At 70.5% G+C, this 26,495-nt stretch carries 22 protein-coding genes; 8 read left to right on the plus strand and 14 right to left on the minus strand.

The features are described 5' to 3' along the window. Positions 1–60: 60 nt before the first annotated feature. Genes ACLJO0_RS23510 through ACLJO0_RS23525 form a run of 4 tightly spaced genes read left to right on the plus strand, consistent with a single transcriptional unit; the run spans position 61 to position 4,338 of the window. A complete protein-coding gene (locus ACLJO0_RS23510; RefSeq protein WP_410580542.1) occupies positions 61–1,152 on the plus strand; it encodes a polyprenyl synthetase family protein in 1,092 nt (363 codons plus the stop codon). After that, the gene (gene crtI / locus ACLJO0_RS23515; RefSeq protein WP_410580543.1) at positions 1,152–2,627 is read left to right on the plus strand and encodes a phytoene desaturase family protein; all 1,476 of its coding nucleotides are present in this window, start codon (positions 1,152–1,154) and stop codon (positions 2,625–2,627) included. Before ACLJO0_RS23510 ends, crtI begins: the two co-directional genes overlap by 1 nt. Beyond that, on the plus strand, positions 2,624–3,553 hold the full coding sequence (locus ACLJO0_RS23520) for a phytoene/squalene synthase family protein (RefSeq protein WP_410580544.1): 930 nt from the start codon (positions 2,624–2,626) through the stop codon (positions 3,551–3,553). Before crtI ends, ACLJO0_RS23520 begins: the two co-directional genes overlap by 4 nt. Next, positions 3,550–4,338, plus strand: a complete 789-nt coding sequence (locus tag ACLJO0_RS23525) for an LLM class F420-dependent oxidoreductase (protein ID WP_410580545.1) — start codon at positions 3,550–3,552, stop codon at positions 4,336–4,338. Before ACLJO0_RS23520 ends, ACLJO0_RS23525 begins: the two co-directional genes overlap by 4 nt. Before the next feature lie 59 nt (positions 4,339–4,397). Here the strand turns inward: ACLJO0_RS23525 and ACLJO0_RS23530 are convergent, their stop codons facing one another. Then, positions 4,398–4,958 (minus strand): CGNR zinc finger domain-containing protein, encoded by a 561-nt coding sequence (locus ACLJO0_RS23530; protein ID WP_410580546.1) that lies wholly within the window; start codon positions 4,956–4,958, stop codon positions 4,398–4,400. 22 nt (positions 4,959–4,980) lie between these two features. On the opposite strand from ACLJO0_RS23530, the gene ACLJO0_RS23535 reads away from it, so the two are divergent. After that, positions 4,981–6,147 (plus strand): MFS transporter, encoded by a 1,167-nt coding sequence (locus ACLJO0_RS23535; RefSeq protein ID WP_410580547.1) that lies wholly within the window; start codon positions 4,981–4,983, stop codon positions 6,145–6,147. On the opposite strand, the gene ACLJO0_RS23540 is transcribed toward ACLJO0_RS23535, so the two are convergent. Beyond that, positions 6,116–6,484, minus strand: a complete 369-nt coding sequence (locus ACLJO0_RS23540; RefSeq protein ID WP_125793421.1) for an Rv2175c family DNA-binding protein — start codon at positions 6,482–6,484, stop codon at positions 6,116–6,118. The two genes, ACLJO0_RS23535 and ACLJO0_RS23540, sit on opposite strands and share 32 nt — an antisense overlap. 184 nt (positions 6,485–6,668) lie before the next feature. Between ACLJO0_RS23540 and ACLJO0_RS23545 the strand changes: the two genes are divergently transcribed. Both ACLJO0_RS23545 and ACLJO0_RS23550 read left to right on the plus strand, forming a co-directional pair. After that, positions 6,669–8,732 (plus strand): PASTA domain-containing protein, encoded by a 2,064-nt coding sequence (locus ACLJO0_RS23545; protein ID WP_410580548.1) that lies wholly within the window; start codon positions 6,669–6,671, stop codon positions 8,730–8,732. Between the two features lie 130 nt (positions 8,733–8,862). Further along, complete coding sequence (locus ACLJO0_RS23550) at positions 8,863–9,642, plus strand: hypothetical protein (protein WP_410580549.1); 780 nt, start codon at positions 8,863–8,865, stop codon at positions 9,640–9,642. Between the two features lie 117 nt (positions 9,643–9,759). Here the strand turns inward: ACLJO0_RS23550 and ACLJO0_RS23555 are convergent, their stop codons facing one another. Continuing rightward, the gene (locus tag ACLJO0_RS23555) at positions 9,760–10,593 is read right to left on the minus strand and encodes an NAD(P)H-binding protein (RefSeq protein ID WP_410580550.1); all 834 of its coding nucleotides are present in this window, start codon (positions 10,591–10,593) and stop codon (positions 9,760–9,762) included. Positions 10,594–10,688: 95 nt separating this feature from the next. On the opposite strand from ACLJO0_RS23555, the gene ACLJO0_RS23560 reads away from it, so the two are divergent. Further along, positions 10,689–11,438: a TetR/AcrR family transcriptional regulator gene (locus tag ACLJO0_RS23560; protein WP_125793417.1), complete on the plus strand. Its 750-nt coding sequence runs from the start codon at positions 10,689–10,691 to the stop codon at positions 11,436–11,438. A gap of 263 nt (positions 11,439–11,701) precedes the next feature. Here the strand turns inward: ACLJO0_RS23560 and ACLJO0_RS23565 are convergent, their stop codons facing one another. From ACLJO0_RS23565 to rsmH, 11 genes are all read right to left on the minus strand, one after another. Continuing rightward, positions 11,702–12,520, minus strand: coding sequence for an FtsQ-type POTRA domain-containing protein (locus tag ACLJO0_RS23565; protein WP_410580551.1), 819 nt, complete (start codon positions 12,518–12,520; stop codon positions 11,702–11,704). Between the two features lie 2 nt (positions 12,521–12,522). Then, the gene (gene murC / locus ACLJO0_RS23570) at positions 12,523–13,932 is read right to left on the minus strand and encodes a UDP-N-acetylmuramate--L-alanine ligase (protein ID WP_410580552.1); all 1,410 of its coding nucleotides are present in this window, start codon (positions 13,930–13,932) and stop codon (positions 12,523–12,525) included. Then, positions 13,925–15,052, minus strand: coding sequence for an undecaprenyldiphospho-muramoylpentapeptide beta-N-acetylglucosaminyltransferase (murG, locus tag ACLJO0_RS23575; RefSeq protein WP_410580553.1), 1,128 nt, complete (start codon positions 15,050–15,052; stop codon positions 13,925–13,927). Before murG ends, murC begins: the two co-directional genes overlap by 8 nt. Then, positions 15,049–16,527 carry a putative lipid II flippase FtsW gene (gene ftsW / locus ACLJO0_RS23580; RefSeq protein WP_410580554.1) on the minus strand — a complete coding sequence of 493 codons (1,479 nt, stop codon included), beginning with the start codon at positions 16,525–16,527 and terminating at the stop codon, positions 15,049–15,051. The genes murG and ftsW overlap by 4 nt, the downstream gene beginning before the upstream one ends. After that, positions 16,514–17,917, minus strand: coding sequence for a UDP-N-acetylmuramoyl-L-alanine--D-glutamate ligase (gene murD, locus ACLJO0_RS23585; protein WP_410580555.1), 1,404 nt, complete (start codon positions 17,915–17,917; stop codon positions 16,514–16,516). The genes ftsW and murD overlap by 14 nt, the downstream gene beginning before the upstream one ends. Before the next feature lie 3 nt (positions 17,918–17,920). Next, positions 17,921–19,006, minus strand: coding sequence for a phospho-N-acetylmuramoyl-pentapeptide-transferase (gene mraY / locus ACLJO0_RS23590; RefSeq protein WP_125793411.1), 1,086 nt, complete (start codon positions 19,004–19,006; stop codon positions 17,921–17,923). Then, positions 19,003–20,532, minus strand: a complete 1,530-nt coding sequence (locus ACLJO0_RS23595) for a UDP-N-acetylmuramoyl-tripeptide--D-alanyl-D-alanine ligase (RefSeq protein ID WP_410580556.1) — start codon at positions 20,530–20,532, stop codon at positions 19,003–19,005. The genes mraY and ACLJO0_RS23595 overlap by 4 nt, the downstream gene beginning before the upstream one ends. Continuing rightward, complete coding sequence (locus tag ACLJO0_RS23600) at positions 20,529–22,034, minus strand: UDP-N-acetylmuramoyl-L-alanyl-D-glutamate--2,6-diaminopimelate ligase (protein ID WP_410580720.1); 1,506 nt, start codon at positions 22,032–22,034, stop codon at positions 20,529–20,531. Before ACLJO0_RS23600 ends, ACLJO0_RS23595 begins: the two co-directional genes overlap by 4 nt. Before the next feature lie 713 nt (positions 22,035–22,747). Beyond that, positions 22,748–24,676 carry a peptidoglycan D,D-transpeptidase FtsI family protein gene (locus ACLJO0_RS23605; protein ID WP_410580557.1) on the minus strand — a complete coding sequence of 643 codons (1,929 nt, stop codon included), beginning with the start codon at positions 24,674–24,676 and terminating at the stop codon, positions 22,748–22,750. Next, positions 24,676–25,386, minus strand: a complete 711-nt coding sequence (locus tag ACLJO0_RS23610; protein WP_410580558.1) for a hypothetical protein — start codon at positions 25,384–25,386, stop codon at positions 24,676–24,678. Before ACLJO0_RS23610 ends, ACLJO0_RS23605 begins: the two co-directional genes overlap by 1 nt. Further along, a complete protein-coding gene (gene rsmH, locus ACLJO0_RS23615; protein ID WP_410580559.1) occupies positions 25,383–26,342 on the minus strand; it encodes a 16S rRNA (cytosine(1402)-N(4))-methyltransferase RsmH in 960 nt (319 codons plus the stop codon). Before rsmH ends, ACLJO0_RS23610 begins: the two co-directional genes overlap by 4 nt. Positions 26,343–26,495 lie beyond the last annotated feature (153 nt).

Raw genomic sequence — 26,495 nt, forward strand, 5'->3', positions numbered from 1 at the left:
TCGCCACATTCCACGGCACCCGACTGGGTCATGAAGACGTCCTTCCCGGAGGATGTGCTCATGGACACGTCCGCCTACGACGCCGATCTGCCCGCCAACGTCGAGCGGGCGCTGGCCGGATTCCTCGAGCGCGCCGGTGCCGAAATCCGCCGCACCGAACCGGTCGTCGGGGTCGGGATCGACGCGCTGGCCGGATTCGTGCTGGGTGGCGGCAAACGCCTGCGCCCGACGTTCGCCTGGTGGGGCTGGCGCGGCGCCGGCGGCGATCCGGCGGGACCGGACGTCGAAGGCGTGCTGCAGGCGGTGGCGAGCCTGGAGCTGATCCAGGCGTGCGCGCTGATCCACGACGACCTCATCGACTCCTCCGATTCGCGCCGCGGTTCACCGACCGTGCACATCGCGGGCGCGAAGCTCCACGCCGACAGCGGCTGGCTGGGTTCGCCGAGCACCTTCGGGCTCGCGACCGCCGTCCTGGTCGGCGACCTCGCGCTGGCCTGGGCCGACGACATGTTCGGCGAAGCCCCGCTTCCGCCCGCGGTCCTCGCGGCGGCACGGCCCGCGTGGCGCGCGATGCGCACCGAAGTGCTCGCCGGGCAGTACCTCGACGTCCGCACCCAGGCCACCGGCGACGCCTCCCCCGAGGCGGCACTGCACATCTGCAAGCTCAAGACGGCCGCGTACACCGTCCAGCGCCCGCTGCACCTCGGTGCCGCGCTCGGCGGCGCCGACGACGCCCTGATCGCGACGCTGCGCGAGTTCGGCGACGACGTCGGCGTGGCGTTCCAGCTGCGGGACGACCTGCTCGGCGTCTTCGGCGACCCGTCGGTCACCGGCAAACCCGCGGGCGACGACCTGCGTGAGGGCAAGCGGACGCTGCTGGTCGCGCTGGGTCTTCAGCGCGCGGCCGAGCAGGGCAAGGAGGCGGCGGAGAAGGTCATCTCCGACGCCATCGGCGACGCCCACCTGTCCGAAGACGCCGTCGAGACCGTGCGCGAAGCACTGCGGGACGTCGGCGCGGTCGACGCGGTGGAACGCCGCATCGACGAGCTCACCGACTCCGCGATGGCGGCGCTCGACCGCGCTCACCTGGCCGAGCCCGCTCCCGCCGCGCTGACCGGGCTGGTCGTCAAGGCGACCCAGCGGACGTACTGATGCGCACTGTCACCGGTCCGAGTGACCACGTGGTGGTGATCGGTGGCGGGCTCGCCGGGTTGTCGGCGACGCTGCACCTGCTCGGTGCCGGCCGCCGGGTGACCCTGCTGGAGCAGGAAAAGAGCCCAGGGGGCCGAGCCGGTCAGGCGGATTTCGGCGGCAACACCGTCGACACCGGCGCCAGTGTGCTGACCATGCCCGAACTGCTCGACGAAGCCTTTTCCGCGGTCGGCGAATCCCTTGCGGACAACCTGACGCTGACGCGCCTCGACCCGGCCTACCGCGCGAAGTTCGCCGACGGCAGCACGATCGCCGTGCACACCGAGGCGGCGGCGATGGAGGCCGAGATCCGCGCGGCCGCCGGTCCCGCCGAAGCCGAGGGCTACCGCCGGTTGCGGCGCTGGCTGACCGAGCTGTACGCGGTGCAGAAGGACCACTTCATCGGCGCGAACTTCGACTCGCCGCTCGATCTCGTACGCCCGGAGCTGGCGAAACTGGCCGCGCTGGGCGGTTTCGGACGGCTCGGCCCGAAGATCGGCGGATTCCTGCGCGACGACCGCGTGCGCCGCCTGTTCTCCTTCCAGTCGCTCTACGCGGGGCTCGACCCGGCGCGCGCGATCGGCGCGTACGGCGTCATCTCCTACATGGACACCGTCGGCGGGGTCTACTACCCGGCGGGCGGGATGGGTGAGATCGCGCGAGCGATGGCGAACGCGGCCGGACGCGCCGGCGCGGAAGTGCGCTTCGGCACCGAAGCCGCTTGGCTGGAAAGGGTTTCGTCGCGGGTGCGCGCGGTACGGACCCGTTCGGGCGAGCGGATCCCTTGCGACACCGTGGTTCTCGCGACCGAGCTCGGCACCGCGTACCGGCTGCTCGGCGCCCGCCCCCGGCGCCCGCTGCCGCTGCGGTACTCGCCGTCGGCCGTCGTGCTCCACGGGCACGCGCCGAAAACGTGGCCGGAATTGGGCCACCACACCATCTTCTTCGGCCACGCCTGGGAAAAAACGTTCTCGGAGATCATCCGCGAGGGCAAGCTGATGAGCGATCCTTCGCTGCTGGTGACCCGGCCGACCGCGACCGAACCGGGACTGGCCCCCGGCGGCGATCAGGTGATCTCGGTGCTCGCCCCGGCGCCGAACCTGCGCCGCGGCAAGATCGACTGGCGCCGGGTCGGCCCCGCCTATCGCGAGGAACTCCTGCGCACGCTGGAAAAGCGCGGCCTGACCGGGTTCGCGGACGACTTCACCGTCGACGAGACGATCACCCCGGAGGGCTGGGCGGAACGCGGGCTCACCGCGGGCACCCCGTTCTCGCTCGCGCACACCTTCGCCCAGACCGGCCCGTTCCGGCCGGGGAACCTGATGCGAGCGGCGGAAAACGTCGTATTGGCGGGCTGCGGGACCACACCCGGCGTCGGCATCCCACCGGTGGTGATCTCCGGCAGGCTGGCGGCGGGAAGGGTCACCGGCCGATGAACGAACTCGACGCCGCGGGTATCACCGGCCCGGCGTTGCGGGCCGCGTACACCGAATGCCGCCGCATCAACGCGCACCACGGCCGCACCTTCTTCCTCGCGACCCGGCTGCTGCCGCCGCGGACGCGGCCGTTCGCGCACGCGCTGTACGGCTTCGCGCGGATGGCGGACGAACTGGTCGACAATCCCGCGCCCGGCACCGATCCCGCGGCCGCGCTGGACGAGGTCGCCGTCATGGTCGCGCGGATCTTCGACGGCGAAACACCGGCCGCTCCGGTCCTGACCGCGCTCGCCGACACCGTGCGCCGCCACGACCTGGACCGCGAGTTGTTCGACGCGTTCCTGCGGTCCATGGCGATGGACCTCAAGATCACCGAGTACGCGACCTACGCCGACCTCCAGGAGTACGTCCACGGATCGGCCGAGGTGATCGGCCTGCAGATGCTGCCCGTCTTCGGCACCGTCGTCCCGGTCGCGGAAGCCGAACCCGGTGCCGCCGCGCTGGGCGAGGCGTTCCAGCTGACGAACTTCCTGCGCGACATCGGCGAAGACCTCGACCGCGGGAGGCTGTACCTGCCCACCGGGGAACTGGCCGCGTTCGGCGTCGACCGCGAACTGCTCGAATGGTCCCGTGCGCGCGGGCTGCCCGACCGGCGGGTGCGGCGCGCGCTCGCGGTCGCCGTGGCACGCAACCGGGCGGTGTACCGCCGCGCCGAAGCGGGCATCCCGTTGCTGCGCGCGGAAGCCCGCGACTGCGTGCGGACGGCGCTCGTCCTCTACGAAGGCATTCTCGACGAGATCGAGGCCCTCGGTCACGACGTGCTGAACACCCGCGCGGTCGTCCCTCGCCGTCGTCGCGCGGCCGTCGCCCTGCCGAGGTTACTGACGAGCGCGTGGAGCAACTCCAGGCTTAGGGTGCGAACATGACCACTGCTTCGAACAGGAAGATCAGGATCGGCGTCCAGCTGCAGCCGCAGCACGCCGAGTACAAGGCGATCCGCCGGGCGGCTTCGGAGGCCGAAGACCTCGGTGTGGACATCGTGTTCAACTGGGACCATTTCTACCCGCTCTTCGGTGAGCCCGAGGGCCTGCACTACGAGTGCTGGACCATGCTGGGTGCCTGGGCGGAGTCCACGTCGCGGGTCGAGATCGGCGCGCTCGTGACGTGCAACAGCTACCGCAATCCCGAACTGCTGGCCGACATGGCCCGCACCGTCGACAACATCTCCGACGGACGGCTGATCCTCGGCATCGGCTCCGGCTGGTTCGAGAAGGACTACGACGAGTACGGCTACGAGTTCGGCACCGCGGGCGGGCGGCTCGACAACCTCGCCGAGGCGCTCCCGCGGATCGAGACCAGGCTGGGCAAGCTGAACCCGCAGCCGGTCCGGGACATCCCGGTGCTGATCGGTGGCGGCGGCGAGAAGAAGACGCTGCGCCTGGTCGCGAAGCACGCCGACATCTGGCACGGCTTCGGCGACCCGGAGGTCGTGGAGCGCAAGGTCAAGATCCTCGACCAGCACTGCGCCGACGTCGGCCGGGACCCGAAGGAGATCGAGCGTTCGGTCGCCGTCGAAGGCGAGCCCGAGGAGCTGGGCCCGAAGCTGCTGGAGCTGGGTGTCTCGCTGTTCACCGTGGCGACCGGCGGGCCGGACTACAACCTCGACAAGCTGCGGTCCTGGATCGCTTGGCGGGACAAGCAGCAGTCCTGACCCGCTTTCGCGCGCTATGAAAGGTCCTTTCCTTGCAAATTTTGCAAGGAAAGGACCTTTCATAGCGTTCGGGACCGGTCGCGCCGATGCGCCGCGACCCGCTCCCGAGTCGCGCACCGCGTCGAGCAGTACCGCCGCGGGCTCCCCCCACCCAAGTGCGCGAACGGCTTCCCGCAGCCCGAAGCCGCGCACAGCCCACCCGGCGGCGCCTGACGGTCCGAAAGCAACACCGCCAACGCCAGCGCGGACGACGTCACCAGCCACGCGCCCCAAGGTCCGTCGTCGTCGGCGTCCACGTGCAGATGCCAGCCGAACCCGTCGGCGTGATCGGTCAGCCGCGGCGGATGCGCGTACCGGGCCAGCAGCCGGTTGAGTACCTCAGCCGCCTCTCCGGCATCCCGCGCCGCGAAAACCTCACGCAACTCCGAAGCCGCCTCACGCAACGAAGCCACATCCGAAGGCGCCAGCTCGACCGAGGTCTCGCCGTGCGCCTCCAGAACGGCGCGAACCGACCCGACCGAGGGTTCCGGCGCGAGCAGGACCGCCAGCAGATCCACCGCCCGCTGCGCCGCCGCCCGCGCCGAACGGCCGGGCAGGAAATCCCGCTGCGCTGAAGTCATACCCCACTGTAACGTCTCGCTCATGAGAGGCCGTTACAGTCTCGCCGTCTATTTGACCGGCGCGACGATCGCCAGGACCGGGGACGAACTGTCCGGACCGGCGTTGCTTCTGCTCGGCATGAGCGTCGACGGCTCGGCCGCCACCGGATCCGCGTTGCTCGCGGGCCTGACGATCTCGGCGGCGGCGGGCGGGCCGTTGCTCGGCGCGCTGCTCGACCGGAGTCCACAGCCGGGACGGCTGCTGGCGTGGGCACTGCTCGCCTACGCGGGCGGGCTCGGCGCGGTGCTCGCGCTGGTCGAACTCCCCGCGGCGATCGCGGTGGCCGTCGCGGTGGGGCTGCTCAACCCCGCTTTGGCGGGCGGCTGGACGGCGCAGCTGCCGAACGTCCGCGGTGAGACACCGCTGGCGAGGGCGAGCACCCTCGACGCGATGACGTTCACCGCCGCGAGCCTCGCCGGGCCTGGGCTCGCCGGGCTCGTGGCCGCGTACGCCGGCGCCCCGGCCGCGGTCGCCGTCGCGATCACGCTGGTCGCCGCCGCCTTCCCCGCCGCATGGTCGCTCCCCGCGGTCGAGGCGAAGCCCGTGACACCGATCCGCCGTCAACTCGCCGACGGGTTCACGGTCCTCTTCCGCAACCGCGCGCTGCTGCGGGCCACCGTGACGTCCACGGTGTCCTTCGTCGGCATCGGGGTCGCCGTGGTCTGCTATCCGCTGCTCGGCGCCCAACGGCTGGGCGATCCGGGCTTCGGCGCGCTTCTGCTCACCGTGCTGGCCGCCGCGTCACTGGTCGCGAACGCCGCGCTGACCCGCAGGCCGCCGCCACCCGACGGAACCGTGCTCGCCAGCACCGTCCTGCTGGGCGCGAGTTTCCTGCTCGCGGCGACAGCGCACGACGCGGTGACCCTGCTGGCCGCCGCCGTGCTCGCCGGATTCGCCGAAGGACCGCAACTTTCGGCGCTTTTCGCCATCCGGCATCGCGAAACGCCCGCGCGGGTGCGGGCTCAGGTTTTCACGACGGCGGCGAGCGTGAAGATCACCGGACTCGCGGCGGGCGCGGCGGCCGCTGGACCGCTGAGCGCACTCTCCGTGACCACGGCGCTGAGTGCCGCGGCGGGGTGTCAGCTTCTCGCGGCCGCGACGTATGTGCTGGTCAGAGTTAGAACGCCATCGCCTGCGCGCGCCGCTTGACCTCGGTGCCGTGGCTGGTGCGGAGCGCGTTGACCGGGGTGGCCCCGGGCAGGGTCTCGTCCGCGGCGAAGAGCCAGCGCAGCATCTCCGTCCGGGTGAAACCGGAGTCCGCGAGCACGGTGATGGTGCCCGCCAGGCCCTTGACCACGCCGTCCTTCACCAGGAACGCGACCGGGACGTACAGCTCGCCCTTGCGCCGGACGGCGATCAGATGGCCGTCGCGCAGCATCTGGCGGACCTTGTTGGCCGAAACGTTCAACGCGGTCGCGACCTCCGACAGCGGAAGAACGGCCACATCTGCGTCAAGAACGTCGTCGGCGACGGGAATACCACTCACAGGTGACACTGTGCCACATTCCGTCTCCCGCTCCGCTAGTACGCATGGGTGACGACCCGGCCATGACGGAGAGTGCGCGCCTCGTCACGTATACCGCCGATTCGAGGAAATGACGGAAATCGTGATCCTCGGCGCGCCAGGTCCCGTACACCACAACATGGGTACTTCCGTACGATCCATAGCCGTGACACGCACGGATCCCACTCTGGTGGGCACTCTGCTCGAGGGCCGCTACCGGGTGGACAAGCTGCTCGCACGCGGTGGGATGTCGTCGGTGTACCGCGGCGTCGACACCCGCCTGGACCGCCAGGTCGCCATCAAGATCATGGACCCGCGGTTCGCCGACGACCGGTCCTTCGTCGAACGCTTCGAGCGGGAAGCCCGCTCGGCGGCGCGCCTGCACCACCCGCACGTGGTGGCGGTGCACGACCAGGGTTTCGACACCCCCGGCGGCGAGGAGTCCGGCCGCGCGTTCCTGGTCATGGAACTCGTCGACGGCGGGACCCTGCGTGAACTGCTCACCGAACGCGGCCCGCTGGACGTCGCGCTCGCGCTGAGCATCACCGAACCGGTGCTCTCGGCACTGGCCGCGGCGCACGCCGCCGGTCTGGTGCACCGCGACGTCAAACCGGAGAACGTGCTCGTCGGCCGCGGCGGCACGGCGCTTTCGGGCGGCGTGGTCAAGGTGGCCGACTTCGGCCTGGTCCGCGCGATCGCCAGCGCGGGCACCACCAGTTCGAGCGTCATCCTCGGCACCGTCGCCTACGTTTCCCCCGAACAGGTCGCCACCGGCGCGACCACCTCGCGCGGCGACGTCTACTCGGCCGGGATCCTGCTGTACGAAATGCTCACCGGACGCCCGCCGTACATCGGCGACACCGCCCTTTCGGTGGCGTACCGGCACGTCAACGACGATGTCCCGCGCCCGAGCGAGCTGCGTCCCGGCATCCCGCCGCAGCTGGACGAGCTGATCCTGCGCGCCACGCGCCGCGATCCCGAGCAGCGCCCGGCCGACGCCGCGGCGTTCCTCGCCGAGCTGAACCATCTGCGCACCGTCCTCGGCGTCCCGGCGGTCCCGGTGCCCGTGCCGCTGCCCGCGGACGCCGACCGCGAGACCGACGCCGAACGCACCACCCCCGGAATCCCGGCCGTCCCAGCCGTCCCGGTGGCGAACCCGGCCATGGCGACGACGGTGCTGGCCCCGGTCGCCGAGGCGACCATGCCGGTCACCGGCCCGCGCGGAACGCAGGCGCTGCTCCGTGAACCGCCGCCGCCCGTCGCCCAACCGCCCCGCACGCCGCCCCCTCGGCCCCAGCCGGCCGCGGACGACGAGCAGCCGGGTTCGCGCAAACGTCTGTACCTGATGATCGCGGCCGCGGTGGTGATCCTCGGCGGCCTGATCGGCGCGTTCGCCTTCATCCTCAACGACTCCGGCCCGAGCTCGTCGTCGGTGCCGAAGCTGGCCGGGATGAACCAGGCCGCCGCCGGAGACGCGCTGCGGTCGGCGAAACTGACCCCGGCCTACACCGAGGAGTACAGCGACACCGCCGCCCAGCACACGGTGATCCGGTCCGACCCCGCCGCGGGCACGTCGCTCGCGCCGGGCGCCACGGTCAACGTCGTGCTGTCGAAGGGCCGTCCGATCGTGCCGGACATCCAGGCGGGGACGAGCCAGCAGGACGCCGAGACGGCGATCAAGGCCGCGCAGCTGACCCCGGTCCAGGGCGAACAGGAGTACAGCGACGTCGCGAAGAACAAGGTGATCCGCGTCGACCCGAGCCCCGGTTCGCAGCTGAACATCGGCGGGCAGGTCACGATCATCCTGTCGAAGGGTCCCGAACCGCTGCCGCCGGTCCCGGACGTCACGGGCCAGAGCAAGGACGCCGCCTTCCAGATCCTGCAGCAGGCGGGCTTCCAGCCGTTCCAGGCGGGTGAGGAGTTCTCCGACCAGTTCGCCGCCGGTCAGGTGATCCGCACCGACCCGAAGGGCGGCGGGAAGGCGAGCAACCGCCGGGTCGGGGTGTTCGTTTCGAACGCCGTCGAAGTGCCGAACGTGACCTTCAAGCGGATGGAGGAGGCGATCCAGATCCTGAAACAGGCGGGCCTGGAACCCGACCGTGAGGGTCGCGGAAACGGCAACGGTCACGGCAACGGAAACGGCGGTTTCGACTTCGTCCTGCAGCAGGATCCGTCGCCGGGCACCAAGGTGCCGAAGGGCACGAAAGTGAAGCTCAAGGGCTTCGGGTGACGCGAAAGGTGCGTTGAAACCGTTCAGTACCGGCATGCTCATCGGATACCGTGAAGCGCATGGTGGTCGTTGACTGCGTGAGCGGCAGGTCGGACAGGTTCACCCCGCGTTCTGCCGCGCCCGGTCCACGATGAGCTTCTTCACCGACGGTCCGCGCGGCCGCCCCCTGTTCCCGGTGCCGGAACAGGAACTGTTCGGCTACAACGGCCGCCCCTGGGTGGAGACGCCGCACGAGTACATCGTGCCGGCGATCCTGCCCTGGTCGATGCCGCTGGGCCGCGCCGAGCGGACCATCGTGGCGCTGCGCGGCATCGAGGTGTGGCCGGAGTCGGTGTCGTTCCAGCTGTCGGTGTACTCGCGGGATCTCCTGTCCGGCGATCCCGGCGAAGGCCTCATCGACCACCGCCGGGTCCCGGATTACAACGCGCTGCTGGTCGGGGTGCTCTTCCCCGACGGCAGGCGGGCCAGTTCGGAGACCATCTCCGTGCCGTCGGCCACCAAGCCGGATCAGCCGGTGCTGCGCGCGCAGGGGCTGGGCGGTTCGGCCTTCCACGTCGACCACGAGATCTTCCTGTGGCCGCTGCCGCCCGACGGGCCGCTGGAATTCGTCGTCCAGTGGCTCGACCGCGACATCGAGGAGACGCACACCGCGCTCGACGGCACCGCGATCCGCGACGCCGCCAAGGAGGCAGGCGAGATCTGGCCCGGCCTGCCCGCCAGGGAGGCGCACGGCCTGCCGTTCCGCCGGGTCGGGGCGCAGGCGATGATCACCCCCGCCTGGCCCCGCGAGTCGCAGGCCCCGCCTCCGCTGCCCCAGCCGCAACGGCCCGCCCCGCCGCCCGCCGAGGCTCCCGCTCAGCCGGGGCGTGGTGCACCGCTGCCGACCCGCCTTCCCCGCCGGGCCCGCTGAGGACCGGTAACTCGTATCTCACGTGCTCCTGGCCGTAACTCGCGTGATTGGGACCGTAACTCAAGAGTTCCGCCTTCAATCACGCGAGTTACGGCTTCAAGCACGCGAGTTACGGGTTCAGCGGAACGCTCCGACGTTCGCCACCGCCCACTCCGCGTAGGTGACGCCGGGTCGTCCGGTGAGTTCCTGGACGACGCCCGTCGGCTTGTCGGGGTTTTCGGTGAAGTACGCGAAGCCGTCGAGCAGCCACTCGGCGATCTCCGCTGGGACGCCGGCGGCGGCCCACTGCTTGTTCGCCTCTTCCCGGGTGAGCTCGTGGAAGGCGACGTCCTCCCCGAGCGCGGCCGAAATGGCGGCGACCTGTTCGCGCTGGCTGATCGACTCCGGGCCGCTCAGCGTGTGCTTCTTGCCGACGTGCCCCTCGGTCAGGATGACGTGCGCGGCGACGGCGGCGATGTCCGCGAGGTCGATCGGCGTCATCCGGGATTCGGGGTAGGCCTCGCGGACCACGCGCTCGGCCTTGATCGTCTCCGCCCAGCCGAGCGTGTTCATCATGAACGCTCCCGGCCGCAGGAACGTCCAGTCGAAGCCCGCCGCCTCGACGGCCTTCTCGATGATCGCGTAATCCACGCCGCTCGAGTTCTCCTCCGGGTCGTCGGCGTTGCTGCCCGACAGCGCCACCACCCTGCGCACTCCGGCCTCCTTCGCCAGTTTCACGAAGTCGTCCACCTTGGCCGCCAGCGGCGCCAGGTACACCGTCTCGATGCCCTTGAGGGCTTCCGGCAGTGTCTCCGGCTTGCCGAGATAGCCCTTGGCGACCTCCACCTGTTCCGGCAGCGCCGCCTTCCCCGGGTTGACGGTCAGCGCCCGCACCGGCGCTCCGGCGCTCACCAGTTCGTCGACGAGCAGCCTGCCGACGCTTCCGGTCGCACCGGTCACCAGGATCGTCACGATTCCCCACTCCTTTTCGTACGCCCTACGAGATCAGTTTAACCGTACCGCATACGAGAATGTAGAATCCAGCTTCACGGCCGAGTGGAGTGTGGATGGACTTCGAGCGCAGCCTCGAACTGTTGTGGCGTGACCGCGGCGAAGCCCGGCAGCCGACCAGGGGGCGGAAGCCGAAACTGACCCTCGACCAGGTGATCGCCACCGCCGTCGCGCTCGCCGACGGCGCGGGCGAGGCGACCGTCTCGATGAGCCAGATCGCGAAGGAACTCGGCGCGGGCACGATGACGCTCTACACCTACGTCCCCGGCAAGACCGAACTGCTCGACCTCATGGTGGACTCGGTGCTCGCCGAACGAGACCTCCCCGGCCCCGGCGCCCCCCGGCCGGACGGCTGGCGCGAGCAGGTGCGGCTCTACGCCGACCGCACCCTGGCCGTGTTCCGGGCGCATCCGTGGCTGCGCTCGACGTCGATGGTGCGGCCGGTGCTCGGCCCCGGGCTGATGGCGGGTCAGGAGTACCTGATCGCGGCGGTGTCGGACATCGGGCTGGCGCCGCGCAAGGCGGCCGCGGCCGCGAACAGCATCGAGATCTACGTGCAGGCGAACGCGACGCTGTTCGCCGAGACCGCGCAGGTCGAACAGGAGACCGGGCAGTCGACCGACGCCTGGTGGGGGCAGCGGTCGGTGTTCTGGGAGAAGTACTTCGACGTCGAACGGCATCCGGCGATGACGCGGATCTGGGAAAGCGGCGGCTACGACGCGGACACCTGCGAAGCCGCCGACGAGACCTTCGCTTTCGGCCTGGAGCGCCTGCTGGACGGCATCGAAGCCCTCGTCACCCGCTGACCCTCCCGCAATTCGTCACCTACTTGCGATAGTTCGCCCTGCCAACTATCGCAAGTAGGTGACGGATTGCAGGAGGGGACACCTGCGGGAGTACATGGGGTTTCAGCTTCACGTGTCCCCAATGCCACATCAGGGACGCTGAGCGTCTCCAATGCCCCATTGGGGACATCCACCCTCGGCCCGGTCGTGCCCAGAGCCCGCAATTCGTCACCTACTTGCGGTAGTTCGTAGCGCGAACTGCCGCAAGTAGGTGACGAATTGCGTCAGGAGACGGTCGGTAGATCGGGTGCCGAGACGTCGTAGACCTTGCCCTCGCGCGTGAGCAGGGCGGCCAGGACCTTCGCCTTGCGTTCGGTGTCGGCCGAGGTCCCCCACCGCACGGTCTTCCCGTCGGCCAGCGCGAACTCGACACTGCCGGGGGTCTTCGCCGTCGCGGTGGTGACCTGCTTGAGCAGCTGCTGCGGGATCACGCCGAGGACGCCGGTGACCGCGCGGGTCACCGGGTCGTCGGCCGAGACCGACGGCAGCTTGAGTTCGGGCAGCCCGGCGGGCCGCTCCTTGACGGTCTTGAACACCACTCCCCCGCCGTCGACGAGGTGGATGCCGTCGCCGCCGGGTCCGCTGTCGAAGAAGGCGATCGCGGCGCGTTCGGTCACGGTGATCTCGATGGTGCTCGGCCACGACCGGGAGACGTCGACGGTGGCGATGCCGGGCATCTGCGCCACTTGGTCGCGGATGTCGTCGGTGTCCAGGCGCAGCATCGGTTTCTGGTCCGGCACCGCCGCCGCGGCGCGGATTTGTTCCGCGGGCACGGAACTCGCCCCGATGACGTCGACCTGCCGCACGCCCAGCATCGAGCTGAACCACAGCAGGTACACGAGGGCGACGACGGTCAGCACCGAAAGCAGCGCGACCCAGCGCCGTCGCATCTCCTTGTGCCTGCCCGGCCGCGTGCTGCGGCGGCGGTCGTACACGGACCGCCTGCCGCGCCGGGCCTTGGCGCGTTGAGCGCGTTGAGTGCGTTCGGTGCGCGGACGCCGACCGGGTTCGGCCGGGCGGCGGCGTTCCCCGGTCTGCGTCATGGCTAGCCTGCCCGCCGGTCCAGTTCGGCCAGGATCTCCGGGCCGAGCTGCGTGACGTCGCCGGCGCCCATGGTCACCAGCAGGTCGCCGGGTTTGACCAGATCCGCCGCGAGTTTCGCCGCGACGTCGAACGCGGGCTGGTAGTGCACGGGGACACCGGAGATCTGGTCGGCGATGAGCGCGCCGCTCACGCCGGGTTCCGGCTTCTCACGCGCCCCGAAGACGTCCAGCACGACGACCTCGTCGGCCAGCGACAGCGCGGCCGCGAACTCCCTCGAGAACGTCTTCGTGCGCGAGTACAGATGCGGCTGGAACACCACGATGACCCGGCCCGAACCCGCGGCCGTCCGCACCGCGCGCAGCTGCGCGTCGACCTCGGTCGGGTGGTGCGCGTAGTCGTCGTACACGCGGACGTCGCCGGAGCGGCCCTTGAACTCGAACCGCCGCCGGACGCCACCGAACGCGGCGAGCCCTTCGGCGAGTCCTTCGACCGGCGCGCCGAGCTCGATCCCGGCCAGCAGCGCGGCGATCGCGTTCAGCGCCATGTGCTCGCCCGGCACCGCGACCCGCAGGACGATTTCCTCGCCCCGCAAGGAGATCCGGACGACGCCGCCGTCGGGGGCGGGCGCGTAGTCCAGCACCTTGGCGTCCTCGGCGCCGGTGACCGAACGCCCGTAACGACGGACACGGATGCCCTCCGCCGAGGCCCGCGCGCCCAGCTTCTCGGCGCCCTCGTCGTCACCGCAGACGATGAGCAGCCCGCCCGGCACGATCCGGCCGAGGAACTCGGTGAACACCGAGACGTACGCCTCGGCCGTGCCGTGGTGGTCCAGGTGGTCCGGCTCGACGTTGGTCACCACGGCGACCGAAGGCGAGTAGGCCAGGAACGACCCATCGCTCTCGTCGGCCTCGGCGACGAAGACGCCGCCCTCACCGTGGTGCGCGTTGGCACCCGACTCGTTGAGGTCACCGCCGATGGCGAACGACGGGTCGAGCCGGCACTGCTGCAGCGCGACGGTCAGCATCGACGTCGTCGACGTCTTGCCGTGCGTCCCGGCGATGCAGGCGACCCGGTGGCCCTCCATCAGTCCGGCCAGCGCCTCCGCGCGGTGCAGCACGGTGATCCCGCGCTCCCGTGCGGCCGCCAGTTCCGGGTTGGACTCCTTGATCGCGGTCGACACGATCACCGCGGACGGGCCTTCGGGGAAGGCGTCGAGGTTCTCGGCGCGCTGGCCGACGGCGATCTCGGCGCCCTGGGCACGCAGCGAAAGGAACGCGCGCGACTCCTTGGCGTCGGATCCGGAGACCTGGGCGCCGCGGGCCAGCAGGATGCGGGCGATGCCGCTCATCCCGGCACCACCGATCCCGATCAGATGGGCACGCGTGAGCGTGTCGGGGAGTTGATCAGGCACCTGCGGCCTCCAGCACGATCTTGGCAAGGGTCTCGTCGGCCTCCCGGTGGCCGAGGCCGACCGCGGCCGCGCTCATCTTCGCGACCCTGTCGGCGTCGGACACCAGCGGGATCACCAGCTCCGCGACCTTGGCGGGGGTGAGGTCGGCGTCGGCGACCAGCAGACCGGCCCCCGCGTCGACCGCGGGCCGGGCGTTGACCGCCTGTTCGCCGTTGCCGTAGGGCAGCGGGACGAACACCGCGGGCAGGCCGACGGCCGAGACCTCGGCGACGGTCATCGCGCCCGAGCGGCACAGCACCGCGTCGGCGGCGGCGTACGCCAGGTCCATGCGTTCCAGGTACGGCACCGGGACGTACGCGGGCCTTCCGGGGAACTCCTGGACGACCAGCGTGTTCTTCGGCCCGTGGGCGTGCAGGACGCCGATGCCGGCGTCCGCGAACTCCTTGGCGGCACCGGAAACGGCGGCGTTGATCGACACCGCGCCCTGCGAACCGCCGAAGACCAGCAGCGTCGGGGCGTCGGGGTCGAGCCCGAAGTGCTCACGGGCTTCGGCGCGCAGCGCGGCCCTGTCGAGTGACGTGATGGAGCGGCGCAGCGGGATGCCGATGACCTCGGCCTTCGCCAGCGGGGTCCCCGGGACGGCGACCGCGACGCGGACGGCGAACCGCGCGCCGACCTTGTTCGCCAGGCCCGGCTTCTCGTTGGCTTCGTGCACCACGATCGGCGTGCGGCCGCGCGCGGCGAGGTACGCCGGAAGCGCGACGTACCCGCCGAAGCCGACGACGACGTCCGCGCCGACCCGGTCGAGGACCTCACGGGTGCGCTTGACCGCGTCGCGGACCTTCAGCGGCATCTTCAGCAGTTCGGGTGTCGGCTTGCGTGGCATCGGCACCGGCGGGATCAGCTCCAGCTGGTAGCCGCGCGCCGGGACGAGCTTGTTCTCCAGCCCGCGCTCGGTCCCCAGCGCGATCACCGTCGCGTCGGGACGCAGGCGCATCACCGCGTCCGCGAGGGCGAGCGCCGGTTCGATATGCCCTGCGGTGCCGCCACCGGCGACCACGACCACCGGCGCCTTGCCGGCGACCTCGGCTGCTGCGTCGGCTCTGACGGGGTTGTTCACCTATGACCTCTCCGATTTGCGGTACCCCGTTTCGCGGTACCGCGGTTCGCCGCCGTTCGCGCGGCCGTCCTCCTGCCGGGTTCCCGCACCGAACGGCGCCGTTCCTGTGCGGGCGAAGGCCTCGCCGTCCTCGGCGCGGGCCTCGCCGCCTTGGCGGCGCCTCCCCTGGCCGCGGCGCCCTTGCGTTTGGCTGGCGGGCGGTACGGCTCGGGCGCGGGAAGCCTCAGCAGGCGTCCGAATTTACCTGGCCCCTGCGAGCGCAGTGCGGCCACCGCCTCCGGTTCGTGCCGGGCGGCGTTGGCGAGGATCCCCATGATGAGCATGGTGATCACCAGCGACGTCCCGCCGTAGGAGATCAACGGCAGCGTCACCCCGGTGACCGGCAGCAGGCCGACGACGTAACCGATGTTGATGCCGGCCTGCGCGACCAGGAAGACGGTCAGCGTGCCGGACACGATGCGGATCCACGGGTCGAGATTGCGGGTGGCGATGCGCAGGCCCACGATGGCGACCCCGGCGAACAGCCCGAGCACCACCGAGCAGCCGATGAAGCCGAGTTCCTCGCCGATCAGGGCGAAGATGAAGTCGTTCTGCACGTTCGGCAGGTAGCCCCAGTTGGACTGCCCCTGGCCGAGGCCCTTGCCGAGGAACCCGCCATCGGCGAGCGCGAGTTTCGCCTGGTTGGCCTGGAAGCCGTCGGCGCTGGTGTCCGGGTCGCCGGAGACGAACGACATGACCCGCGCCAGCCGGTACGGGGCGATGATCGCCAGCACCAGGATCCCGGCGAGGCCACCCGCGAGGATGACCCCGAACAGTCGTTTCGGCGCGCCCGCGAACCACAGCAGGGCCATCAGCACGACCGCGAGGGTGATCGTGCCGCCGAGGTCGGGCTGCATCATCACCAGCGCGAACATCAGCAGCGCGATCGGCACGACCGGGACGAGCAGATGCCGCCACTGGTTGATGATGTTGTACTTGATCACCAGGATGTGCGCGCCCCAGAAGGCCAGCGCGACCTTCGCCGCCTCGACCGGCTGGAAGGCGAAGCCCCCGAGCCGGAACCAGCCCTGCGAGCCGTTGACCTCGGAGCCGAGCGGGGTCAGCACCAGTACGAGCAGCCCGAGGCAGACCACGGTCGCCGTCGCCGAAAGCCGCCGGACACGTTCCAGCGGCACCCGCAGCCCGACCCAGAACACCACCGCGCCGATCCCGACGAACATGAGGTGCTTGCTGAACTGGGCGTACACGCCGGTGCCGGTCTTGGGGTCGTACGAGGCGACCGACGAGGCGGACAGCACCATCACGATGCCGATCACGGTCAGCACGCCGGTGAGCGCCAGCACCAGGTGGAACGAGGCGAGTGGCCGCGAAAGCCACGCCGTCAGCGCGGTCCGGAAGGCGACGAACGGGCTTTCCTTGCGTTCACGGCGCTTGCGGGGCGCGGACTCGCGCTTTCTCTCCTCAACCGCCGTCACTGGTCTCCCCCGCACCGTCGCGCAGGACACGGACCGCCCGCGCGAACGCGTCGCCGCGCGCGCCGTAGCTCGTGAACATGTCCAACGACGCCGCGGCGGGGGCCAGCAGCACCACATCTCCGGGCCGCGCCAGGGCGCGGGCCGCCTTCACCGCCGCAGTCATGGGGTCATCGTCACCCGGAAGGAGGCTGTTGACCGGGACATCCGGCGCGTGTCGCGCAACAGCGGCGGCGATCACGGGTGAATCCACGCCGAACAGCACGACTCCGCGCAACCTGCCGGCGATCGAACCGACGAGCTCCTCCACGGAAGTGCCCTTGAGCTGGCCACCGGCGATCCAGACGACGGAAAGGTGCGCGCGCAGGGAGCCGCTCGCCGCGTGCGGATTGGTCGCCTTGGAGTCGTTGATGTACCGGACGCCGTCGATCTCGGCGATCTCCTCGGCCCGGTGCGGGGCGGGCCGGTACTCGCGCAGGCCCTTGGCGACGTCCTCGCCGGTGACGCCGTACGCGCGGGCCAGCGCGGCGGCGGCGAGCGCGTTGGACACGTTGTGCGGCCCGGAAGGGCGCACGTCGGCCAGCGTGCCGAGCTCGTCGGCGCTGGTCGCCGGGTCGGCGACGAAAGCGCGGTCGACCAGCAGGTCCTCCACGATGCCGAGTTCGCCGGGACGCGGGGTGTCCATGCCGAAGGCGACCCGGCGGGCGTCCACGGGCGCGTGCTCGTCGGCGAGCCGGATCGACCACTCTTCGTGGAGGTTGTGCACCACGTTGCGGGAGTGGGTGTGGACCCGCCCCTTCGCGGCCGCGTACTCCTCCATCGAGCCATGCCAGTCGAGGTGGTCCTCGGCCAGGTTCAGCACCACCGAGGCGTGCGGGGCCAGCGTGGACGACCAGTGCAGCTGGTAGCTCGACAGCTCCACGGCGAGCACCTCGTGCCCGGCACGGACCGCGTCGAGCACCGCGAAGCCGACGTTCCCGCAGGCCACGGCGTCGATCCCGGCGGCGCGCAGAATCGATTCCAGCATCCCGACCGTGGTGGTCTTGCCGTTGGTGCCGGTGATCGCGAGCCACACCGGCGGCTTGTCGCGCAGCTGTCCGACGCGCCACGCGAGCTCGACGTCGCCGATCACCTCGACACCCGCCTCGGCCGCCGCCACCAGCAACGGCGAAGACGGCTTCCAGCCGGGACTGGTCACGACCAGCTCGACACCTTCGGGCGGCACCGTGAGACCAGGCACCAGTTCGGCGCCGAGACCTTCGAGTTCCGCCAGGCGTCCGGCGTCGCCGTCGGTGACGGTGACCCGCGCGCCCTGGTCCAGCAGGACCGGAACGGCGGATTTGCCGGTGACCCCGGCTCCGGCGACGAGGACGTGACGACCGGCCAGTTCCACCGCTTATCCTCCGAGGCCGAGTTGCTCGCTGTAGAACAGCCCGAGACCGAACATGCAACAGACGGCCGAGAGCAGCCAGAACCGGATGATGACCGTGGTCTCCGCCCAGCCCGCGAGTTCGAAGTGGTGATGGAACGGGGCCATCCGGAACAGCCGCCGCCTGGTCGTGCGGAACACCGCGATCTGCGCGACCACCGAGATCATCTCGACCATGAACAGACCGCCGATGACGATGGCGAGCAGTTCGGTGCGGGTGGTCATCGACAGACCGGCGACGAGACCACCGAGGGCCAGCGAACCGGTGTCACCCATGAAGATCTTCGCCGGGGCCGCGTTCCACCAGAGGAACCCGACGCAGGCGCCGGTCGCCGCGGCGGCCACCACGGCCAGGTCCAGCGGGTCACGGACGTCGTAGCAGGCGGCCTGCGGGGTGACCGCGCACGAGAGGCGGGTCTGCCAGAAGGCGATGACGACGTAGGTCGCCAGCACCATCGCCGCGGTGCCGCCGGCGAGGCCGTCGAGGCCGTCGGTGAAGTTCACCGCGTTCGACCAGCCCGAGATGACGATGTAGCAGAAGATCACGAAGAACACCGACGGGAAGGTGATCAGCGCGAGGTCCCGCACGTAGGACAGGCTCTCCGAGGCGGGCGTCAAGCCTTCGCCGTTGGGGAACCGCAGCGCCAGAACCGCGAAGACGATCGTGACCACCAGCTGGCCGACCAGTTTCGCGGTCTTGTTCAGTCCCAGGTTGCGCTGCTTGCGGATCTTGATGAAGTCGTCGAGGAACCCGACGAGCCCGAGGCCCACCGCCAGGAAGAGGACCAGCAGCCCCGACGCGGACGGGCCGCCGGTGCCGTTGCCGCCACTGAGCGAGCTGATCAGATGCGCCACGAAATACCCGACGACCATCGCGATGATGATCGCGACACCACCCATCGTCGGGGTACCGCGTTTGGATTTGTGTCCCTGCGGCCCTTCCTCCCGGATCTCCTGGCCGAAGCCCTGCCGGGAGAACACCCGGATCAGATAGGGAGTGAGGAGGATGGAGACCAGCAGGCCCGCCGCGGCCGCGATCAGGATGCTGATCACGCGTCACCACCGTTCGAGCGTTCTTGAGAGGGGGAAGGGGGTACTACAGGGGTTTCGACGATCGTTGCGGGGGAGGCGAGCACGGCATCGGCCACCCGCCACAGCGCGGCGGCTTTGGAGGCCTTCACCAGCACCACGTCCCCCGCGCGGAGCTGATCATGCAGCAGGGCGATGGCGGCCTCGACGTCGGGTACCAGTACCGACTCCTCGCCCCAGGAGCCCTCCTGCTGGGCACCCTGATGCGTGGCCGCGGCGGCCTGGCCGATGACCACGAGCTTGTCGATGTTGAGCCGGACGACGAGCCTGCCGATGCCGTCGTGCGCCGCGACCGAGTTCTCGCCGAGGTCGCCCATCACGCCGAGCACGGCCCAGGAACGGCGGTTCGCGCTCATCGACGCGAGCGCCTTGAGGGCGGCCCGCATCGACTCGGGGCTGGCGTTGAACGAGTCGTTGAGCACCGTGACGCCGTCGGCCCGGGTGGTGACCTCCATGCGGCGGTCCGAGCGCCGTTCGAGGCTCGACAGCCGGGCCGCGACCTCCTCGACCGTCGAGCCCATTTCCAGCGCCACGGCGGCCGCGCTGAGCGCGTTGCCGACGTGGTGCTCGCCGTAGAGCGGCAGTTTCACCGGCGCTTCGCCGTCCGGGGTGACCAGGCGGAACGACGCGCGCGCTTCCCCGTCGAGGGTGATGTCGGCGGCACGGACCTGCGCGGAGGCGCTCTCGCCGACGAAAACCACCCGAGCGGTCGTCCGGCTCGCCATCGCCGCGACGTACGGGTCGTCGAGGTTCAGGACCGCGACGCCGCCGTCCTCCGCGCTCGGCAGCGCCTCCACGAGCTCGCCCTTGCCCTTGGCGATGCCCTCGCGCGAGCCGAACTCGCCGACGTGCGCGGTACCGACGTTGAGCACGACGCCGATCCGCGGCGGCGCGATGGCCGCCAGTTCGGCGATGTGGCCGGGCCCGCGGGCGGACAGCTCCAGCACCAGCTGCCGGGTCGAGGCGTCGGCCCGCAGCGCCGTCCAGGGGTGGCCCAGCTCGTTGTTGAACGATCCCGGCGGTGCCACCGTCGGGCCGAGCGGTTCCAGCAGCTGGGCGATGATGTCCTTGGTGGAGGTCTTGCCCGCCGAGCCGGTGACCCCGACGACGGTCAGGTGGTCGCCGGCGAGCTTCTGGATCACGTGCCGGGCGAGCTTGGCGAGCGCGGCCAGCACCGCGGCGCCCGCTCCGTCCTTGTCCGAGACCAGCGCGAACGCCCGTTCGTGCGTGGCACCGGCGGCCGGCGGCACGATCACGGCCGGGCCGTCGACCTCCCGGGCCGCGAGCACCGCGACGGCGCCGGACTCGATTGCCTGCGCGGCGAAGTCATGGCCGTCGACCTTCGCCCCGGGCAGCGCGACGAACAGACCGCCGGGCGTGATCTCGCGGGTGTCGAATTCGACGCTTCCGGTGACCTCGGCGGTCCCGTCGGTCCGATGCAGCCTGCCGCCGACGATGTCGGCGATCTCGGCCAGGCTGAGCACGATCACTCTGTCTCCAGACGTCTGCGGATGGCGGAGGCCAGCTCTTCCCGGTCGGAGAACGGGTGCACGACACCCTGGACCTCCTGGCCGGTCTCGTGGCCCTTGCCCGCGATGAGCACGATGTCACCGGGCTGGGCGAGCTCGACCGCGTGGACGATGGCTTCCCGGCGGTCGGCGATCTCGACGATCTCGCCGCCCAAGGCGGGCCCGGCGTTGCGGGCACCGGCCAGCATCGCCGCCCGGATCGCGGCCGGATCCTCCGAACGCGGGTTGTCATCGGTCACGATCAGCACTTCGCTGCGCCGGACCGCCGCCTCGCCCATCATCGGGCGCTTCGCGGTGTCGCGGTCCCCGCCGCAGCCGAGGACGGTGATGATCCGGCCCTCGGTGCGGGCACGCAGCGCGTCGAGCCCCTGCGCCACCGCGGCGGGCTTGTGCGCGTAGTCGACGACGGCGGTGAACGGCTGGCCGAGGTACACCCGCTCCATCCGGCCCGGCACCTCGACCGAGGCGAGCCCGGCCACGATCGCTTCGAGCGGGACACCGGCGGTGTTGAGGATCGCGGCCGCGAGCACGGCGTTCGCCACGTTGAACGCACCCGGCAGCGGGATCATCGCCGACGCGGCGAGCCCGTCGGGGCCGTGGAGGGTGAAGGTCTGCTCACCCGCCGGGGTGGGTGTCAGGTCGGTGGCGCGCCACAGCGCGTCCGATCCCGGCTCGGTGGACACGGTCACCGTGTGCGGGGTCAGGAGTGCGTGGCCCCAGGCGCTGTCGACGACGACCACCTCGGCGGTGGAACGGCCGTCGAACAGCAGCGACTTGGCGGCGAAGTACTCCTCCATGTCCTTGTGGAAGTCCAGGTGGTCCTGGGAGAGGTTGGTGAAGGCCCCGACCGCGAAGCGCGTGCCGTTGACCCGGCCCAGCGACAGCGCGTGGCTGGAGACCTCCATCGGGACGTGCGTGACCCCGCGCTCCACCATCACCGCGAGGAGGGCCTGCAGATCCGGCGCCTCGGGGGTGGTGAACCCGCTGGCCAGCCGCTCGCCCGCGATCCGGGTCTCGACCGTGCCGATCAGCCCGGTGGTCAGGCCCGCCGCCTTGAGCCCGGCGTCGACCAGGTACGACGTCGTGGTCTTGCCCGAGGTCCCGGTGATCCCGAGGACGGAAAGCTCCAGCGACGGCTCGCCGTAGATCCAGGCGGCGATCTCGCCGAGGGCGGCACGCGGGTCCGGATGCACCAGGATCGGCACGCCGGCGTCGCGGAGCACCGGGCGCTCGGCACCGGCCTCGTCGGTGAGCACGGCGGCCGCGCCGGCGGCGATGGCCTGGTCGCTGAAGTCCGCACCGTGGGCGCGGGCGCCGGGAAGCGCGGCGAAAAGGTCACCGGGGAGGACGTGCTGCGCGCGCAGCGTGCTGCCCGTGACCGTCAGCTCGGCCGCGGCCGGATAGTCGTCGCCGCCCACCACGAGCCGGGCGCCCGCCCTGGCGAGCAGCGTGCCCAGCGGCATCGGCTCGATCCTGGCCGGACGAGGGGGTGCGGCGACGGCCTTGACCGGGCTGTCCGGGACCTGGGCAGCCGTCGCGCCGGACCCGCTTTCGACGGCGGGACCGCTGCGGGGATCTGAAGTAGGCACCGACACAGCCAAGGAGGTTACCGGCGCGGCATTCGGGTGACCGAAGCGGTGCGGTGTGTGCACGCGACGATCACGCCCGTGGTAATGGGTTTCGTGAGCTCTCCTTGGCACGCAAGGGCTTCCGACTGTCGCTTGAGGACAGCGGGGCTCGACGTGCCCAGCCTTCTCTCGGCTCAGCCGGAGAAACGCGCCCTTCACGTACTTCAGGGCGTCCAGGGTGCCGGAGCCGGGTTGGTCGTGAGTGGCGATTCGGGTTCTGGCGAGTTCCTCTCGGGTCACCTCGGAGTGTCGTCCGATCAGTCACGCGTGTCGTCTGTCGGAGCACAGTGTCGTCCATCAAGTCGCGCGGAACCGACTCGAACCCGAATCGCCACTCACGACCGCCCGAACCACAGCCCGGCGTGAGGTGAGGGCCTCCTTCCCTACCCTGAGAGTAGGGAAGGAGGCCCTCACGGACCTGCGATCCCGGCCCGATGTCGCGGCGAGATTTCGGTGTCATCGACTCCTAGACCGGCCTGACCTCACGACTTCGTATTCGCGCTGGTCGTGAGCGGCGATTCGGGTCAGAACCCGAAACGCGTGTTACGTCAGGAGAGCACCAGCGGGACCTGGGGCGACGGGCCGTCGGAAAGCGGGATCTGGAACCGCTGAGCCAGGTACGCCGCCACCGAGTGGAACAGCGGCGCGGCCGAGAGTCCTTGCTGCAGGGTGGCGTCCGGGGCGTCGAGCCGGATGCCGACCACGAACCGCGGGTTGTCGGCGGGCAGGATCCCGGCGAAGGTGATGTTGTACAAGTGGTTGCTGTACGTCTTCGTCTGCGGGTCGACCTGCTGGCCGGTGCCCGTCTTGCCCGAGATCTGATAGCCCTCCAGCGCCGCCTTCGGCCCGGTGCCGCTCTGCTGCCCGCGGCCCTTCTGCGTGACGGCGCGCATCATCTCGCGCACGGTCTTCGCCGCCTGGGGGCTGATGACCTGGACGGTCTTCGGCGCCGGTTCGGGAACGAGTGTCCCGTCCGGGTTGACCTTCGCCTTGACCACGCGGGGTTCCACGCGCAGCCCGTCGTTCGCGATGGCCTGGTACATCCCGGCCATCTGCACGACCGTCATCGAAAGCCCCTGCCCGATCGGCAGGTTCCCGAAGGTCGTGGCCGACCACTGGTTGCGCGGCGGGACGACGCCGGGGCTCTCGCCGGGCAGGCCGAGCCCCGTGCGCTGGCCGAGGCCGAACTTCTTGAGCAGGTCCGCGTACCGGTCCTCGCCGAGCTTCTGCGCCAGCAGCAGGGTTCCGACGTTCGACGACTTCGCGAAGATGCCGGTGGTGGTGAACTGCTGCGTGCCGTGATGCCAGGCGTCCTTGACGATCTTGTCCGCGACCTGCAGTGAACCCGGCACCGCCTGTGCCGACTCCGGCGTCGTGATGCCCGCGTCGATCGCCCCCGCGGCGGTGACGATCTTGTTCACCGAACCGGGTTCGAACGGCGTGGTCACCGCGCGGTTGTTCAGGTTCTCCGTCTCGCTGCGCGAAGCCGGATCGTTGAGGTTGACGGTCTTGTCGTTGGCCAGCGCGTAGACCTCGCCGGTCTTCGAGTCCATGATGACCGCCTGGCCGCCCTTGGCCTTCGACTTGGCGACGTACTCGCTCAGCTGCCGCTGCAGTTCGTACTGCAGGTCGGTGTCGATCGTGAGCTGCAGATCCGAACCGGGGACGGCGTTCTGGATGTCCCGTTCGGTGCCGGGGATGACAAGGTTGTCGTTACCGTTCCGGGTGTTGACGATCTTGCGGCCCGGCGTTCCGGCGAGGTCGTTGTCACGCGAGGCCTCGAGACCGTAGCCACCGTGCAGGTTGTGCTTGGAGACGTCCTGGTCGTCGGTGCGCCAGTTCGCGTAGCCGACGATGTTCGCGCCCACCGAGTCACCGGGGTACTCCCGCTTCGAGCGCTTCTCGACGCTGATCCACGGGTATTCCTTGACGATCGCTTCGGCGACCGACGGTTCGATGTCGTGGACCAGGTACGTGAACCCGTCGGGCTTGTGGAACTTGTCCAGCAGTTCCTTCTCGGTGATCACCCCGGGCAGCTTGGCCGCGATGAGCTTCGCCGCGCCCGCCACCTCGGTCTCGAAGTTCTTGCCCTTGGCCGGGTTCTTCGCGGCGAAGTCGTTCATCGTCTTGTGGAGCCAGTTCAGGCTCACCGCGAGCGTCCGCACCTCGACACTGAACGCGATCTTCGTCCCGTTGCGGTCCAGGATGGACCCACGCTGCGCGGGACTTTCGATCACCGACGTCCGCTGCCGTTCCGCCGCCTCGGACAGCGCGCCCGCCTCGAACCACTGCACCTGCACCAGTTTGAGGCCGGCGAGCACCATCACGACGATCAACAGGATCCGGACGCCGGTGAACCGGCTCGGGTTCCCGCCGTTGCCCCGCCGCGCGGTGGCACGGCGGGTCCCGGCCGCGTAGGTCCGCCGCGCGCTGCCCGCCGACCGTGCCCTGGCCTGCGCCGGACGGCCGGGCGACATCACTGACCTCCCTGCGCCGGGGCCGCCGCGTTCTCCTGCGGTACCGCGGGCTGGTCGCCCTCGTACGGAGTGCCCTGCTGTGTGCCCTCGGCGGGCGGAGGCGACGTCGAGTCGGTCGTGGCGGCGGGCGCGTCGGCTTCGGCCTTCTTCGGCTCACCGACCACTGTGGACTGTCCATCCGGGCCGACCACGATATGCGCGGGGTCGCCGCCGGGCACCATGCCCAGTTCCCTGGCCTTGGGTGCCAGCGATGCGGGCGACTCGGCCTTCGCGACCTCGCGCTGCAACCGTTCCTTCGCCTCGGCGAGTCCGGCGTTGGTCGTGCGGAGCTGTTCGAGCCGGTATGAATCGGCGATGGCCTGCGTGGTCAGCCACAGCGTGCACGCCACGCCGACGGCCAGCATGCCCATCATCATCAGCACGAACGACGCGCGCGAACGCGGCCAGCGCAGCTTGAGCTTCTTCGGCTCTTCCCTGCCCGCGCCGCTTTCGGCGTCGGGACGGTTGCGTTGCTGGTCTCGCTGCAGCAGGTCGGCGCGCTGGGCGCGGCGGGCGTAGGCGCGTTCGGCGGCCGACGTGCGGCCGCGGGAGGCGCGAGTGGAGGTCGTGGTCTCGGTGGCGTCCGTCGTCTCGTCGACCGTGCTGGTCGCGCGGGCACGCCGTCCGGGCGCCGGTGTCCGGCGGCCGCGGGACTTCGCGGGAGCGGTCATCGTGCTCGGTCTCCGATCCGTTCGGCGGCTCGCAGCCGCACGGAGGCGGCCCGTGTGTTCTGTTCGGTCTCCGCCTCGCCGGCCTTCTCGGCCCCTCTGGTGAGCAGTTTCAGTTCCGGGCCGTGGCCCGGCAGTTCCACCGGAAGCCCTTCCGGTGTCCGGGATTTCGCCAGTTCCGCGAAGGCCTGCTTGACCAGCCTGTCCTCGAGGGACTGATAGGACTCCACGACGATCCGGCCGCCGACGGCGAGGCAGGACAGTGCTCGCGGCATCGCCCGCCGCAGCACCTCCAGTTCACCGTTGACCTCGATCCGCAACGCCTGGAACGTGCGCTTCGCCGGATGCCCGCCGGTGCGCCTGCTCGCCGCGGGGACCGCGTCGTACAGCAGTTCCACCAGCCGCCCGCTGCGCGTGAAGGGTTCCTTCTCTCGTTCCGCCACAACGGCTTTGACGATCCGCTTGGCGAATCGTTCCTCGCCGTAGTCGCGCAGGATCCGGATCAGCTCGCCGGGGGCGTAGGTGTTGAGCACGTCGGCCGCGGTGATCCCGGTGGTCGGGTCCATCCGCATGTCGAGCGGGGAATCCTTGGAGTAGGCGAAACCACGCTCGGCGCGGTCCAGCTGCATCGAGGAGACGCCGAGGTCGAACAGGATCCCGTCCACTCTGGACAGTCCGAGACCTTGCAGCGCGGACGGCATCTCGTCGTAGACGGCGTGCACGAAGCCGACACGATCACCGTGCGGCGCAAGCCGTTCCGCGGAGAGTTCCAGCGCGTTGGGGTCACGGTCCAGCGCGACGAGGCGCAGTCCGGGGAACGCGGTGAGCAGCGCGTCGGAGTGACCGCCGAGTCCGACGGTCGCGTCGACCAGCACGGCCTCGCGGTCGGAGAAGACCGGCGCGAACAGCTCCACGATACGGTCGAGAAGCACCGGAACGTGCTCGTGTTCGTCTGCCATGTCTTCCCCCCTTTCCTGTAGTGCCGGGGAAGATGCCGGATGCCGTCAGGTCCCTGTCCGCCCGCCTGCTGACCTGGTACCGGGGAAGGTGTACCAGGGCCACTGAGCGGACAGAGGCCTCACGGCATCCGTGTGGACGGTTCCCAGCGTGCC

Origin of the sequence: Amycolatopsis sp. lyj-108 (assembly GCF_046549005.1) — a bacterium.
In the GTDB taxonomy this organism is placed as follows: domain Bacteria; phylum Actinomycetota; class Actinomycetes; order Mycobacteriales; family Pseudonocardiaceae; genus Amycolatopsis.